The 15579-nt window shown below is 39.4% G+C and carries 15 protein-coding genes; 12 read left to right on the top strand and 3 right to left on the bottom strand.

Annotated elements, in window-relative coordinates:
* Window positions 1-67: 67 nt before the first annotated feature.
* The 3 genes from mdh to tilS all read right to left on the bottom strand — a co-directional run bounded on the left by mdh (window position 68) and on the right by tilS (window position 2989).
* Window positions 68-1003: a malate dehydrogenase gene (gene mdh, locus ESV85_RS17485; protein WP_092900628.1), complete on the bottom strand. Its 936-nt coding sequence runs from the start codon at window positions 1001-1003 to the stop codon at window positions 68-70.
* 147 nt (window positions 1004-1150) lie between these two features.
* Window positions 1151-1666: a Crp/Fnr family transcriptional regulator gene (locus tag ESV85_RS17490; RefSeq protein ID WP_146919885.1), complete on the bottom strand. Its 516-nt coding sequence runs from the start codon at window positions 1664-1666 to the stop codon at window positions 1151-1153.
* A gap of 3 nt (window positions 1667-1669) precedes the next feature.
* Window positions 1670-2989: a tRNA lysidine(34) synthetase TilS gene (gene tilS / locus ESV85_RS17495; RefSeq protein WP_146919887.1), complete on the bottom strand. Its 1320-nt coding sequence runs from the start codon at window positions 2987-2989 to the stop codon at window positions 1670-1672.
* A gap of 48 nt (window positions 2990-3037) precedes the next feature.
* Here tilS and ESV85_RS17500 point away from each other — a divergent pair, with 48 nt between their 5' ends.
* The 12 genes from ESV85_RS17500 (at window position 3038) to ESV85_RS17555 (ending at window position 15532) form a co-directional block, all read left to right on the top strand.
* A complete protein-coding gene (locus ESV85_RS17500) occupies window positions 3038-4684 on the top strand; it encodes an OstA-like protein (RefSeq protein ID WP_146919889.1) in 1647 nt (548 codons plus the stop codon).
* A 169-nt stretch (window positions 4685-4853) separates the two neighbouring features.
* On the top strand, window positions 4854-5570 hold the full coding sequence (locus ESV85_RS17505; RefSeq protein WP_146919891.1) for a T9SS type A sorting domain-containing protein: 717 nt from the start codon (window positions 4854-4856) through the stop codon (window positions 5568-5570).
* A gap of 67 nt (window positions 5571-5637) precedes the next feature.
* The gene (locus ESV85_RS17510; protein ID WP_191322045.1) at window positions 5638-6546 is read left to right on the top strand and encodes an outer membrane protein assembly factor BamD; all 909 of its coding nucleotides are present in this window, start codon (window positions 5638-5640) and stop codon (window positions 6544-6546) included.
* 20 nt (window positions 6547-6566) lie between these two features.
* Entirely contained in the window at window positions 6567-6881 is a 315-nt protein-coding gene (locus tag ESV85_RS17515) for a DNA-directed RNA polymerase subunit omega (RefSeq protein ID WP_146919893.1), read from the top strand.
* Between the two features lie 2 nt (window positions 6882-6883).
* Window positions 6884-8092, top strand: a complete 1209-nt coding sequence (coaBC, locus tag ESV85_RS17520) for a bifunctional phosphopantothenoylcysteine decarboxylase/phosphopantothenate--cysteine ligase CoaBC (RefSeq protein ID WP_146919895.1) — start codon at window positions 6884-6886, stop codon at window positions 8090-8092.
* Window positions 8093-8237: 145 nt separating this feature from the next.
* Window positions 8238-9140 carry a DUF4835 family protein gene (locus tag ESV85_RS17525; RefSeq protein ID WP_146919897.1) on the top strand — a complete coding sequence of 301 codons (903 nt, stop codon included), beginning with the start codon at window positions 8238-8240 and terminating at the stop codon, window positions 9138-9140.
* 38 nt (window positions 9141-9178) lie between these two features.
* On the top strand, window positions 9179-10831 hold the full coding sequence (gene recN / locus ESV85_RS17530; protein ID WP_146919899.1) for a DNA repair protein RecN: 1653 nt from the start codon (window positions 9179-9181) through the stop codon (window positions 10829-10831).
* An 85-nt stretch (window positions 10832-10916) separates the two neighbouring features.
* A complete protein-coding gene (locus ESV85_RS17535) occupies window positions 10917-11732 on the top strand; it encodes an enoyl-ACP reductase (RefSeq protein WP_146919901.1) in 816 nt (271 codons plus the stop codon).
* A gap of 135 nt (window positions 11733-11867) precedes the next feature.
* A complete protein-coding gene (locus tag ESV85_RS17540; RefSeq protein ID WP_146919902.1) occupies window positions 11868-13457 on the top strand; it encodes an amidohydrolase family protein in 1590 nt (529 codons plus the stop codon).
* 63 nt (window positions 13458-13520) lie between these two features.
* A complete protein-coding gene (locus ESV85_RS17545; RefSeq protein ID WP_146919904.1) occupies window positions 13521-14321 on the top strand; it encodes an alpha/beta fold hydrolase in 801 nt (266 codons plus the stop codon).
* Between the two features lie 138 nt (window positions 14322-14459).
* Entirely contained in the window at window positions 14460-14912 is a 453-nt protein-coding gene (locus tag ESV85_RS17550; protein WP_146919906.1) for a MarR family winged helix-turn-helix transcriptional regulator, read from the top strand.
* Between the two features lie 74 nt (window positions 14913-14986).
* Window positions 14987-15532, top strand: coding sequence for a YceI family protein (locus tag ESV85_RS17555; protein WP_146919908.1), 546 nt, complete (start codon window positions 14987-14989; stop codon window positions 15530-15532).
* The last annotated feature ends 47 nt before the right edge of the window (window positions 15533-15579 follow it).

Consider the following 15579-nt stretch of genomic DNA (forward strand, 5'->3'; position numbering starts at 1 on the left):
AAATCAGACCTAAGAAACCCTCGCTAAAGAAAGAGAATCTCAGGTCTGATATATAAATGTACTAGGATTACTTACCTAGTTTGTTCAAAACTTCCATCACTTCTTTCACGTGACCTCTAGAAGTCTCAAGAAGTGCTTTTTCTTCAGCATTTAGATCTAGTTCCAATACTTTCTCAACACCGTTTTTGCCAAGAATAACTGGTACACCTAGGTAGCAATCGTCGATACCGTATTCACCTTCTAGTTTGATACAAACTGGGAATACTCTTCTTTGATTTTTCAAGATCGCTTCTACCATTTGCGCAGCAGCAGCTCCTGGAGCATACCAAGCAGAAGTACCCATTAGCTTCACTAGCTCACCGCCACCGAATTTCGTTCTCTCGATGATCGCGTCAAGCTTGTCTTTAGCTACCAATTCAGTCACTGGGATACCAGCTACTGTAGTGTAACGAGGAAGTGGAACCATCGTGTCACCATGACCTCCCATTAGGATCGCCTGGATTTCCTTTGGAGATACGTTCAACTCTTCAGCAAGGAAAGCTCTGTAACGAGCTGTATCCAAGATACCAGCCATACCGATTACTTTATTTCTGGAGATACCTGCAGTGATATGAGCTTGATAAGTCATTACATCAAGTGGGTTAGAAACCACGATGATAATTGCATTTGGAGAATGCTTGATTACATTTTCAGTCACAGACTTCACGATACCTGCATTGGTTTCGATCAAGTCGTCACGAGTCATGCCTGGCTTACGAGGAAGGCCAGAAGTGATTACTACCACATCTGAATTAGCAGTTTTGCTATAATCATTAGTGCTTCCAGTGGTGCGGCTATCGTATTGGTTGATAGGTGCCTTTTGGAAGATGTCAAGTGCTTTACCTTCAGCTACGCCTTCTTTGATGTCAATTAGTACAATTTCCTCAGCGATTTCGCGATAAGCTAATACATCGGCACAAGTTGCGCCTACGTTACCAGCTCCTACTACGGTTACTTTGCTCATTAGATTTATAAATTTTTATATGAATATGTTGCGTTAAAAAGCGGCGCTAAGTTATTAAACAATGCCTAGGATTCGAAATTGAGCCCGGAATACTTTGGAAGTAATTACTGTTTTTTAACAAAAGTGAGATTAGGTGTTTGAATGTTATTATTCAAACATTTGGCGGAGACTAAAGAACCCAAACGATTCTCTATATGAACGGAAAAGACGCTGATTATTCAGGTTATAGTATTCTGCTAGGGAAGTCATCATTTTTGCTTTGATCTTTGGGTTGCTGTCAAAAACCTCCTGAATGGCAAAGTGAGGGATTACGATTAATTCCGCCTCGTCCGAGACAATTAGCGCAGTGTATGTTCTCTTGGTATTTTCGAGCAGAGAGTTTTCTCCAAAAGCTTCACCTCTCTTGACGTCTAGTATTGTCTCGAAATTGTCTTTGATGTCTATAGTAAGGGAAATATTTCCACTTTGAACTAGATAAAGAGCTTGGCTAGGATCCTTACTAAAGAAAACAACTTCGTCTTTCACATATTTTCTATGATGCATCGCCGGAATGAATCGAATCATTTCTTTGTTTTTCAAGCGCTCAAAGAATTTGATTTGCCCAAGAAACTCGAACATTTTTTCTTCTGACTCAGTGTATGTTTTAGAAAATGGATTACGCATTTCTTATCGTTTTTTTAGATAAAGTAATTTTCGGGTTGCTGCTGTTGATTTCGCCCAATCAGCAATTCTAAAACCAATTACCCAGGCTATTTCTCCTTCTGAAAGTAATACTTTCACGGCATGTTTTTTCACTACTGGTATTTTCAAATCTATTAAAAAGTCGGAGATTTTCTTGGTGTTTTTCATACCAAGGGGGATAAATCGATCACCTTCTTGCCAAGTTCGAATTTCTAAAGGGAAATTAAGTCGCTCCAGATCAAGCATGGCATTTAGTCTAGTTTTATCCAGATCTTCTTTTCCATCGAGTTTTAGGATTTCATACCTGCCTTCAGGCAATGTAAAGTCAATGTCGTTTTCAGAAATTAAGATAGAATTAAAGTCTACAGGAGCTGGGGCCAAAATAAGTTGACCACGGTCAAGATTGAGTAGATGACTTGAGCTTTCGAATAATTTCCCCGAATCGCCAGATTGGCATGTTTCCAATATATCCTGCGCCTGATCGGAATTGAAGCCGTAGGGGCGCAGCCAAAAGTAGAGTAGAGAAGCTGCGCCAGTGGTTCTCATAATATCAGCTAATTGAACAAAATGAAGTCCATCAATTTCTTTGACCTTTTCCATTTTCCAATTGTCAAAAAGCGCTGTAAAAGCCTTTCCGGTGTCTTTTAGCCTAGCGAAACTGTTGAGCAAATTTGACTTCGCATCGTCAGCCGTAGCGTAAAGTGCCGGTAAACTAATATGACGGAGCTTATTGCGTTTGTAATCGGTCTTTTCGTTAGAACTATCTTCCCTCCATTCGATCTGATTACCAAGCACATAAGCTAGAATATCTTGTCGCCCAAAAGGTAAAAGAGGACGGATCAACCAGCCTCTACGCTCGGCCATTCCATAAATACCTTCAATGCCGGTGCCTCGAAGCAGATTCAGAAAAATAGTCTCAATCTGATCGTCTTCATGATGTGCCAGGATGATTCCATCCAATTTTCGCTCTGCTCTTAGTTTTTCAAACCATTCATAACGAATCTCTCGGGCTGCCATTTGCGTAGAGATATTTCTGTCAGAAGCGAAAGTGTATGTGTCAGCATGATAGACATGGAATGTTTTACCATAGGATTGCGACCATTTTCTTAGAAATTCTTCGTCCTCATCGCTGTCTTTACCGCGTAATTGAAAATTAACATGAGCTATCTCAAAAGGAATTTCCGCTTTGGTAAGAAGATTGCCTAGGCACATACTGTCTATACCGCCGCTGCTTGCCAATAGGTAGGTTTTGGAGGGATCTAAAATTGTTTTGTTCCGGATATGCCGGATAAAAGCTTCAACCATTGACCAAAAATATCATTTTCTACTAATTTTGTCCACATTCGTGCAGCTATGACTTCAGCCTTATTTCGTATTTCTTTCTTCCTTTTGACTTTTTGGTCTCTATCATTTTGTGCAAAAGCTCAGGAAACGTCCATCTTGCGGATAAACAAAGCAGATGATTTACTTGGTGAAGGGGGCAATGGATTTGTTCGTTTTGTAGGCAATGTGGAGATGGAGCATAAGAATTCATTAATTTATTGTGACTCTGCCCATTTTTTTAGAGCCGAAAATAAAGCCCGACTGTTTGGCAATGTGAGGATAGTAGACCAAAAGGATCCTGTCATAACGACTAGTAGATATGCAGAATACGATGGAAATACGCAGCTGGCGAAGCTTAGGAATCATGTAGTTTTCACAAACCAAAAAACCACGCTAACTACTGAGTACCTAGATTATGACCGTTCCGGAAATATTGCATATTACTATAACGATGGGAAAGTAGTAGACTCTGTAAATGTTCTTACGAGCGAGCGAGGCACTTACGAGGTGAATATCGAGAAGATTACATTTAAGAAGGATGTGGTGCTAGTCAACCCTGATTATACAATGAAAACCAACGACCTGGTTTACATGACTATTCCGAAGACGGCGGAAACAAAAGGCTTGACTAATCTGATTTCTAAAGACGGCAATACGCTTGATGCAAAAAATGGTAGTTTTTATAATACTCAGGCAAAAAAGTTTACGTTTTATGACGGGATTGTAGAAACGGAAACCAGTAGAATAAAGGCAAAAGAACTGTATTACAGTGAGTTAGATGCTTACTATGAGGGGAAAGAGGATGTGAGTGTCCTTAATAAAGAGCGGAAGGTTGAGATTTTTGGTGATGTTGGAGAATACTGGGAGGAGCGCAAATATAGTTTGGTGCATGGAAATGCATTGGTGAGAAAGTATTTTGAAAAAGACACCTTGTATATGGCTTCCGATACCTTGATTTCTCAGGATGGAGAGTCTGATTCCATGAAATACCTTCTGGCTTTTCGATCTATTAAATTGGTAAAAACTGACTTGGCGGGTGTTTCAGATTCACTGGTTTACAATTATTCTGATTCCTCGATTCAGCTTTTCAAAGACCCTGTGATGTGGAATCAAAAAAGTCAGATCACAGCCGACAGCATGGTTTTTTACCTGGCCAACGAGGAGTTGGATCGTGTGTTAATGAAGGACAAAGTTTTTGTGATCACTCAAGACACACTTGTGAATTTCAATCAGATGAAAGGCCGGACCATGGTGGGGTATTTTAAAGATGGTCAAATGGATAAAATTGACATCGATGGGAATGGAGAGTCATTGTACTTTGCTCTGCAGGCAGATACGCTTTCTCAGGGAATTAATAAGACACTAAGCGCCAATATAAAACTACGGTTTAAGGATGGTGCAATACAGCGAGTGACCTACGGAATAAAGCCAGACGGGAAGTTCACGCCATTTCAATTAGTAAATGAGGAGAATTCCAGGCTTGAAGGTTTTATTTGGAGATTTGAAGAGCGGCCAGGGATGGAGCAGATTAATGCATGGAGAAAACCAGAAGAAATTGATCCTAATGCAAATAACTTGTTTAATGAGCCTGAAATTGAACTGACCCTTCCAACAGATGAAGAAATCCTAAAGTCACTAGAAAAACGCGGTTGGAGACCAGAAAAAAAAGATACGTAGTCATTTTTCGGGTGGTAGCTTGTAGAGCAACGTACGTAGTATGAAAAAATTTTAAAAAGGTTAACAGATTTTAACCGCATTTTTCTCAGTTTCAGTAGCCATTGGCTTATTTTTGTCCGTATATTGAATACAGTTACAAATACTGAAGGCGTATCGATTAAAACTCTACATGAAACTATTACTTATACTTTTTACATGGCTATGGCTATTGGTTCCGCTAATTACGGAAGCACAACAGGTGCGTGTGTTGAGTGAGGGATTAGAATTTCGTGGAGATTTAGGATCTACTCAACGTAAAACAGTAATTCTTCAAAACGAAACAAATCAAGCCAAAACTTATCTTCTTAAAAGTCTTCGAGGCAATATAGGTTCTTCCCAACGGGTGAAAATATGCATCGGAGAGCAGTGCTACGATCCTAAAAAAGATCTTGCCAAAATTAAGTTGACGCTAGAGCCAGGGGAATTGTTGACAGATTTGTACTTGGATTTCGAAATGGGGATAGTTGAGACAAGAGGTTCTTTTGATTTGTCATTTGTAAATGAAAGCAATCTTAGAGACCTGTTTGTCGTTGAAGCTAGGTATGAAGTCGATGATCCTGCCATTAAAGTTGATGAATTTGACTATAAGGATATCATTCTTAGTGATGTTTATCCAAACCCTAGTGTAAGAATGGCTCAATTTGATTACAGCTTTAAGAACAAGTCTGTTAAAGCGAGAATTTCTATAAATAGCTTCATCGGCAATCCAATAGCTGATTATGAGCTTGATCCAGAGCGAAATACACTGCCAATTAACGTGTCAGATTTCAATCCTGGCATTTATTTCTACACCCTTTTCTTGGACAATAAGAATATTGTGACCAAGAAGCTCGTTGTCAAGAAGTAAGACTTGACTATACAGTCCTCATCCATTTGAATCCGAATAATTATCCCGTATATTTGCGGTCTTGAAAATGAAAATGCGCGTACAATCCATTCTATTACTAATAATCATACTTGCTGCAAGTTCTTGTGGCCCATTTAACAAGCTTGAGAAAAGCACTAACTGGGAGGAGCTTTATGCAGGAGCAAATAAATATTATCAGGAGGGAGAATACAACAAGGCTATTATACTCTATGACAAGGTTTTGCCTGTGATTAGAGGTAGTGAGAAGGCTGAGTTGGCTGATTATAATTATGCCAATTGCCATTTCAAGACTAAGAGATACATTGAGGCTGCTGGATATTTCAGTAATTTCTATAGAACATACAATAGGAGTCCATTGGCAGAGGAAGCCTTATTTATGAATGCCTATTCTCTGTACTTGGATGCTCCTGATGCAAATCTTGATCAACAAAGTTCTCAGGAAGCGGTTGCAGCTATTCAACAGTTTGTGACCAAATTCCCTGCATCAGCTAGCTATGAGCGGGCGATGGAGATGCTAATTGATTTGCAAGGTAGATTTGAAGAAAAGGCTTACATGGAATCATCCATGTATTATAGACTGAAAGATGGTCTATATCCGGGTGATTTTTATAGAGCTTGTATTATAAACTTTCAAAACTTTGCCAAGGATTTTCCTGAAAGTAAGCATAATGAAGAGCTTGCTTACAAACTAGTGGAAGTGAGTACTGGATATGCTGAAAACAGTGCATTTCTTAAAAAGGAAGAGAGATTGAAAGATGCATTGGCCTTTGCTACTACGTTTTATCGTAGGTATCCAAGCAGCGCCTTTACTGAGAAAGTTCAGAAATTTGAGGCCGAAGCCAAAGTAGAACTTGAAGAGCACGCAGTTTTGAAAAAGCAATATGCTGATCGTTTAGCTGAGCAAAAAGCCAAAGAGTTAGAGAATAAGCCTTTAGAAAAAGTAGATAATAAATAGAAATATAATCAAATAAGAATATGGCAGTTAATCCATCCATCATTACAAGAGATCTTGATAAAATCGCCGATAAAACCGGTAATATCTATGAGTCTCTTCATATCGTAGGACAGAGAGCAAAGCAAATCTCGAATACATTGAAGGAAGAGCTAAATGCAAAGCTTTCCGAATTCGCTTCTACAGTCGATAACTTGGAAGAAGTATTTGAGAATAAAGAGCAAATTGAAATCTCTAAGTTTTATGAAAGAATGCCAAAGCCAAGTGCTCTTGCATTGGAAGAATTCATAGAAGATAAAATTTATTATAGATTTCCAGAAGAACCTACAGGCGAATAATTATGAGCCTGAAGGGTAAGAAAATTATATTAGGAGTGACAGGTAGCATTGCTGCTTACAAGTCCGCCTTTCTTACTCGTTTACTGATTAAAGCAGGAGCAGAAGTGCAACTCATTATGAGCACTTCTGCTTTTGATTTTATTACCCCGCTCACACTAGCTACACTTTCCAAAAGACCAGTTTTAAGCCAATTTCAAAAGGATGAAACAGGAGTTTGGAATAACCATGTAGAGCTAGGACTTTGGGCTGATTTATTTTTAGTAGCGCCAATCAGCGCTAATACCTTGGCTAAATTCGCCAATGGTCTATGTGATAATTTGCTCTCTGCAACTTATTTATCCGCAAGATGTCCTGTAATGGTAGCCCCAGCAATGGATTTGGATATGTATCAGCATCCTTCGGTACAGTCCAATATTAGAAAATTAGAGTCTTTCGGGAATATCATTCTTGATGCTGAATCAGGAGAATTAGCGAGTGGCTTGTCCGGTCAAGGCCGAATGATGGAGCCTGAGCATATTACTTCGAGAGTCAAAGAGTTTTTTGCTGGCAATACTGATTTCAGTGGAAAAAAGGTATTGATCACTATGGGGCCGACTCAGGAAGCACTTGATCCAGTGAGATACATTAGCAATCATTCTAGTGGTAAAATGGGGCTTTCTCTTGCAGATGCCTTTCTTTCCAGAGGTGCTGATGTCTTTGTCGTCTCAGGACCTATTTCATTGAAAGTGAATAAGGAGAATTTTCATTGGAAAGACGTAAAGTCAGCGAGGGAAATGTATGAAGCTGCTTCTCAACTCCACGATCAAATGGATATTTGTGTTTTTGCAGCAGCAGTAGCAGATTATGCCCCAGCAGAAATTGCTCCAGAGAAAATCAAAAAAAGTGACACGTCGCTTACAATTTCATTAATAAAAAACGTCGATATCGCAGCTAGCTTAGGAGCCAAGAAAAAGCCAAATCAAGTTCATGTAGGCTTTGCCTTGGAGACGGAGAATGAAGCTCAAAATGCTCAGGTGAAGCTATCTAAGAAGAACTTTGATGTTATAGTGCTTAATTCAATGAGGGATTCTGGTGCAGGATTTCAGCTGGATACTAATAAAGTGCACATATTCCATGCCTCTGGATTGTCAGTACAATCTGAGGTCGCTCCAAAAAATCAGATTGCAGATCTTATATTAGATCAAATCAAAAATATCCCAGTTTGGGTTTGAGCATAGATATTTCCTTATTTTTAAGACTATGAAATCGAGCATGTTCTAAGCAACACACGGACAGATGATTGTTCGTATGCGAGATTTCTCCTGATAGCCCCGATAATTATCGGGGGGAAGACCTTTGAAAGATAAATTCACACACATGAAAAAAGGGATTTTCCTACTCCTCCTCTTTTGCAATTCTTTCTTCAGCTTTTCTCAAGAGCTGAATTTCACTGTGATCATTAATAGTGATCGTGCTAGAATTCAAAATACGAATGTATTTAGCCAGATGAAAACCAGTTTTGAGCAATTTCTAAATGGTAGATCTTGGACTTCTGATGAATTTCGTCCTGAGGAACGGATCAAAGGAAACCTACTGATCACAATTAACGATGTACCGCAAGTCGGGACTTATAATGCAACCGTACAGATTCAGACTGTAAGGCCTGTGTACGGTACTAATTACGAAAGCTTGGTTTTTAATTTTGCCGATAGAAACTGGAGTTTTGACTACATAGAATCTCAACCCCTTGAGTTCAACCGATTCACCTATTTGAATAATATCAGTTCACTCTTGGCATTTTATGCGCAAATAGCATTGGGCTTGGATTATGATACCTTCGAAAGTCGTGGAGGTAGCGAATTCTTTGCGGCAGCAAATGATATTGTAAATAACGCACAGCAATCAGGTAGACCTGGATGGGTGCAGAGTACTTCGGACCGTCGTAATCGCTATTCTTTAAACAACGATATTTATATATCCTCTGTGTTTTCGGTGATTCGAGATGCCTATTATTTGTATCATCGACAAGGATTAGATATTCTGCAAATTCGCCCAGATGAGGCCTATGCCAATATTCTTGAAGCAGTTCGGATTTTGGCATCAGCTAATAAAACCCAACCAAATGGAATATTTACTATTTCATTTATGGATGCCAAAAGTGATGAGATTACCTCAATCATGAAAAATGCTTCTCTTGAGATTCGGACAGAAATTGTCGAGTTACTTTTGGAAATTGATCCTAATAATGCGAGAAAGTATAATGAGCTGCTGAAAAGCTAAGCTCGATTTTTTAGTTTTGCCCAAACGAAATCTTTACCATGCTTAAATCTCTTAGCATTTCTAATTATGCTCTGATTGACCAACTGCACATGCAGCCTAGTCCGGCGCTTAGTATGATTACCGGTGAAACTGGCGCTGGGAAATCTATTATGCTTGGTGCTGTAGGTTTGCTTCTGGGAAATAGATCAGATACTAAGGTCTTGTTTCATGCCGATAAAAAGTGTGTCATAGAAGGAGTATTTGATGTGGCTACTTATGGTTTGAAGGAATTTTTTGATCAGGCGGAGCTAGACTATGAGCCTACTTGTATCATACGTAGGGAGATTAGCCCTGCCGGGAAATCCCGTTCGTTTGTGAATGACACCCCAGTGCTTTTGGATGCTCTGAAGTCACTAGGAAGCTTTTTGATGGATGTACATTCCCAGCATGACACGTTGCAACTGGGGGAAGGAGGTTATCAGCTTAGCTTAATAGATGCATTTGCTCAGACTCAGGAGGAAATCAAAAAGTATAAAGCGGATTTTAAGACTTTTCAAAAGACACAAAAGACTTTCAATGAGCTAAGTAAAAAAGCCATTGAACTGCAAAAGGAAGCTGATTTCAATCAATTTCAATTGGAAGAATTGAGTATTTTAGGCTTGAAGGAAAATGAGCAAACAGAATTAGAATCCACTCAGGAGATTCTCGAGAATGCCGAAGAAATTAAGCTAAAGATTAGTGAAATGCTTAATCTTTTCCAGAATGAGCAATTCGGAATCATTCAAGGAATGTCTCAAGTGCAGCATGGAATGCAATCTCTAGAGCGATTGGCACATGTGTTTTCTTCCTTGAAAGAGCGTTTTCAGGCTGTAAATATTGAATTGAAAGATATAGAAGAGACTCTTGGTGATGAAGATAGTAGGGTAGAAGTTGACTTTGAGCGATTGGATGAAATCAGAGATAGACTTAGCAAAATCTACCAACTTCAGAAAAAGCATGGAGTAGCGTCAGTAGAAGAGTTGATGGAGCTGGAAAGAGAGCTGGCGGATAAGGTTTTCCAGGTTCAAAACCTGGACGAAACGCTTGCAAAAGCCGAACAAGAGCTGGAAGAAAGCAGAGTGAAAGTGGCAGATGCAGGAAAGATACTTCGCAAAAAAAGACAGGGAAGCTTCAAAGATTTTCAGAGTTCACTTGAGAATTTACTCGGAGGATTAGGGATGGAGAATTCCAAAGTAGTGATGGAACATAAATCCATAGAGCCATCTGCTAATGGAATGGATGAGATCGAATTGCTGTTTTCTGCCAACAAAGGATCTTCTCCTCAGCCGTTGAAGAAAGTGGCTTCAGGAGGCGAGTTTTCCAGATTGCTTTTTGCTATTAAATACCTGATGGCAGATAAAATGGCAATGCCAACCTTGATTTTTGATGAGATCGATACGGGGATTTCTGGTGAAGTAGCTTTGAAAATGGTTGGGATGATGCAGGATATTTCGAAGAAACATCAGGTGATTTGCATTACTCACTTGCCTCAGGTAGCTGGGCAGGGAGATCTTCATTATTATGTTTTCAAAGATAATTCTTCTGAGAAAACCGTGAGTAAGATAAAGTTACTCGATAAAGAAGAGCGCGTGCTAGAGCTTGCAAAAATGATCTCAGGAGCTTCACCGTCTGTATCTGCTATCGAAAGCGCGAAAGAGTTACTACGTCGGTAATTCGTGCATTACATCAATTTCGGGGCTTGAATGATTATTTTTTCCTATTTTTGGGCAATATTTTTGAAAATAACCCCCTAGCTATATGCCAGATAATTTGCTAAAAGGAAAACTGGGAATCATTACCGGTGCTCTTGACGAGAACTCAATTGCGTGGAAAACAGCGCTTAAAGCGAAAGAGCAAGGAGCAAGATTTGTATTGACCAATGCGCCAATTGCAATGCGTATGGGTGCTATCAATGAGCTTGCGAAGGAATGTGATACTATCGTAATTCCTGCCGATGCTACAAGCACAGAAGATATCGAGAAGCTTTATACAGAAGCTAAAGAATATCTTGGAGGAAACTTTGATTTTATTCTACATTCCATCGGGATGTCTCCAAATATCAGAAAAGGAAGATCTTATGGAGATCTGAATTATGATTGGGCGATGAAGTCTTACGATGTGTCTGCAATCTCTTTTCACAAGATGATGCAAGTAGCCGAGAAACAAGATGTGATGAATGAGTGGGGATCGATCGTAGGTCTTTCTTATATCGCTGCACAAAAAGTTTTCCCTTTCTACACAGATATGGCTGATGCCAAAGCTTTGCTTGAAAGCATCGCACGTGGATATGGGTATAGATTTGGTAAGCTTAAGAAAGTAAGAGTAAACACTATCTCTCAGTCTCCAACCAAAACAACTGCAGGAACAGGTATTGGAGGATTTGATTCCTTCTACAATTTCGCAGAGTCTCTTTCTCCATTGGGAAATGCTTCCGCTGAAGCCTGTGCAGAATATATCGTAACGATGTTCTCTGATTACACTAGATTAGTAACTATGCAAAACCTCTTCCACGATGGAGGATATTCCTTTACTGGAATCTCTGAAGATATTATGGAGAAGTTTAAGGATTTATAAAATACCACCAACAATCCTCAAAAGCCCTTTGGAAATTTCCTTAGGGCTTTTTTTGTGCTTGCAGCTCATCACTTTTTCTGTTTTTTGTTGTGGTTTTTTGGATTAACTTATTGAGCTTAATAAGGCCTCTGAACTATGAAAAAAAGACTTTTACTCCTCGCTATTTTTGGCTTATACCTTTCCTTTTCTTCTTTTTCTCAAATAGAATCTGCTCCTGATCGTGACGAAGGAGATGGTCAATATGGACGATTGATTTTGAGAGGAGTAATCCTGATTGACGGTACGGGTGCACCACCTGTAGGTCCAGTAGATATTGTAGTAGAAAAAAATAGAATTTCCCAAATTCAAGTGGTTGGTTATCCTGGTATGCCGATCAGTGAAAACCGCAGACCAAAGGCAGGGCCTGATGATAAGGTTTATGAACTCGAAGGGCACTACTTACTGCCTGGATTCATAGATTCTCATGGGCATATTGGTGGAAGCGGTCAGGGTACACCAGCTGAATATGTATTCAAGCTTTGGATGGCTCACGGAATCACGACGATTAGAGACCCTTCAGCAGGGAATGGATTGGATTGGGTGCTTGATCAAAAGAAAAGATCAGCTGCCAATGAAATTACTGCTCCTCGAATCCTTGCCTATACGAGCTTCGGGCAAGGAGCAAAAGCTCCAATTACTACCGCAGACCAGGCCAAAGCTTGGGTGAATGAGAATGCTAAAAAAGGAGCAGATGGGATTAAGTTTTTTGGAGCCAATCCCGAGGTCATGGAAGCTGCCATTTCTGAAAACAAGAGAATTGGACTTCGCTCGGCCATGCATCATCAGCAGATGGAGGTAGCTCGTTGGAATGTGATGAATTCAGCAAAAGCTGGTCTGACTTCCATGGAGCATTGGTATGGTTTGCCAGAGGCACTTTTTGAAAATCGTACGATTCAGGATTTTAGACTGGATTATAATTATCAAAATGAGCAGCATCGTTTCGGTGAAGCAGGAAAACTTTGGAAGCAGGCCGCTAAGCCTGGGTCAGAGCATTGGAATAAGGTGATGAATGAATTGCTTGAGTTGGATTTTACACTTGATCCGACTTTTAATATCTATGAAGCCAATCGTGACATGATGCGAGCGCGTACAGCTGAGTGGCATGATGTATATACTTTACCTTCGCTTTGGCGATTCTACGCGCCCAGTCGCCAATCTCATGGTTCCTACTGGTTTGATTGGACGACGGAGGAAGAGGTTCAGTGGAAAGAGAATTACAGGCTTTGGATGACTTTTGTAAATGAATACAAGAATAAAGGAGGCAGAGTGACAGCAGGTTCTGATTCTGGGTTTATTTATCAGCTCTATGGTTTTGCCTATATACGTGAACTGGAACTTCTCAGAGAGGCCGGTTTTCATCCCCTGGAAGTACTACGCTCAGCAACACTCTATGGTGCTGAATTACTTGGGATGGAAAAGGAAATAGGTTCTGTGGAAGTAGGAAAGTTGGCTGACTTTGTTATTCTTGAGGAAAATCCACTTCAAAACCTTAAAGTTCTATACGGAACCGGAGCCATCAGAATTGATGAAAATAACAATCCAATACGCGTAGGTGGTGTAAAGTACACTGTGAAGGATGGGATAGTATATGATGCCAAAAAGCTATTGGAAGATGTAAAGGCGATAGTAGACAAACATAAAGCTGAAGAAGGGTTTACAATCACACAGCCAGGTTTGGATTGGTAAACAGATTTTTATAATAGAGCTTTCACAGTCCAGTTGACTGATTACTCGAAAACATAGCATAGAATGCCCCAAATTAAAGTAAACGGAGTCGATATTTTCTACACTGATCAAGGCAAGGGGGAAGAAACGATCCTCTTTTCACATGGCTTACTTTGGAGCCATAAGATGTTTGCTGATCAAATTGAATTCCTCCAGCCGCGGTTTCGTGTGATTGCCTACGATCATAGAGGACAAGGACAAAGTGAGGTGACGGGACCATTTGATATGGATACACTTACAGAGGATGCAGCAGAATTGATCAAAGAATTGGGTTCTGGGCCAGTGCATTTTGTTGGGCTTTCTATGGGAGGATTTATTGGGATGAGGCTTGCTGCTAGATTTCCAAAACTTATTAAAAGCCTTATTCTCTTGGAGACTTCTGCTAACTCTGAACCGGTAGAGAATCTTCCCAAATACAAAACCCTTAACGGTATAGTGAAATGGCTTGGTGTAATTCCTCCAGTTGCCAATAAGGTCATGAAAATTATGTTTGCGGAAAGCTGGCTTGATGATCCCATAAATTCGGAGAAAATAGATTTCTGGAAATCTCAGTTGAAATCAAACAAAAGGAGCGTTACTGGGGCAGTTGAAGGTGTGATTTATAGAAAGGGAATTGAAAATGAACTTGGAGATATTTCCTGTCCCACCATGGTGATTGTAGGTGATGAAGATGTGGCTACTAAACCTATTAAAGCTAAGTTTATACAAATGAGCATCGGTAGGGCAAGATTGCATAGGATTCCAGGTGCTGGTCATAGTAGTAGCATAGAAAAGCCTAAAGAGGTCAATCGGCTAATAGGCGATTGGCTGGTTGATAGAAGTTAATTCCTTTATCTTATACCTGATTTTGTTCACTTAGGCCTCTTTTGAGGTCTTTTTTTATTTATTTCTAGAAAAAAGCTAATCAGTTGAAACCTTTTGCTATATTTATATGTATATACATTAAATACAGTAACAAAAGATATGGGAAGTCTAGAAGAAGCAATCAAGCAGAAGGAGTTCAAAGACCCATATAATAAATTAGTGGTCAATCTTCTTTACACACACAGTTATTTAGTAACTGCGCAAAATAATATTCTAAAGCCCTTTGATCTTTCACCGGAGCAATACAATGTGCTAAGAATCCTGAGAGGACAAAACGGTGTTCCGACTACGGTTTCTTCTATTCAAGATAGAATGCTGAACAAAATGTCAAATGCTAGTCGTTTGGTAGATAAGTTGAAAGCTAAAGAGTTGCTAGAGAGAAGAGAGTGTCCAAGTGATCGTCGTCAAGTGGATATTTTAATTACCGAAAAAGGACTTCAAATACTGAATGATTTACAGGTTCACATGGAAGGATTTAATACTCAAGTCATCAATTTATCTGAAGAAGAAGTTATAATCATGAATGACCTTCTCGACAAACTTAGAGGCTAAAAAATTTTACCCTATTACGTGTATATACAATTAATATCAAGACAAATAAAAATTTAACTAAAACAACAAAAGCTATGAGTACTACAAAATGGATTATCGACCCTACACACTCTGAAGTTTCATTCAAAGTAAAACACTTGGTGATTTCTACCGTAACAGGTTATTTCAGGGAATTTGAAGGAGCTGCTGAAAGTTCTTCTGATGATTTCGAGGGAGCAACAGTTTCTTTCTCTGCAAATATCGACAGTATTGATACTAACCAGAAGGATAGAGATAATCACTTGAAATCAGCCGATTTTTTTGACGCAGCAAATTTCCCTAAATTAACTTTCTCTGGTAAAATCATTAATGAAGGTGGAGATTATAAACTAGTTGGTGATTTGACCATGAGAGAAACAACTAAAAAAGCTGAATTCTCCGTTGATTTTGGAGGCGTTGCTGGAGATCCTTATGGACAAACTAAAGCTGGTTTTGAAATCGAAGGAAAAGTAAACAGAAAAGAATTTGGACTTTCTTGGTCTGCAGTGACTGAAGCAGGATCTGTAGTAGTAAGTGATCAAGTTCGTCTGATCTTGAATGTTCAGATTGTAAAGCAAGTTGAAGAAGTAGTAGAAAACTGAGATTAATTTCTCAATCAATAAATTAGCAAGCCATGAGATTGTATAGC

Source organism: Algoriphagus aquimarinus (assembly GCF_007997215.1).
Lineage (GTDB): Bacteria > Bacteroidota > Bacteroidia > Cytophagales > Cyclobacteriaceae > Algoriphagus > Algoriphagus aquimarinus_A.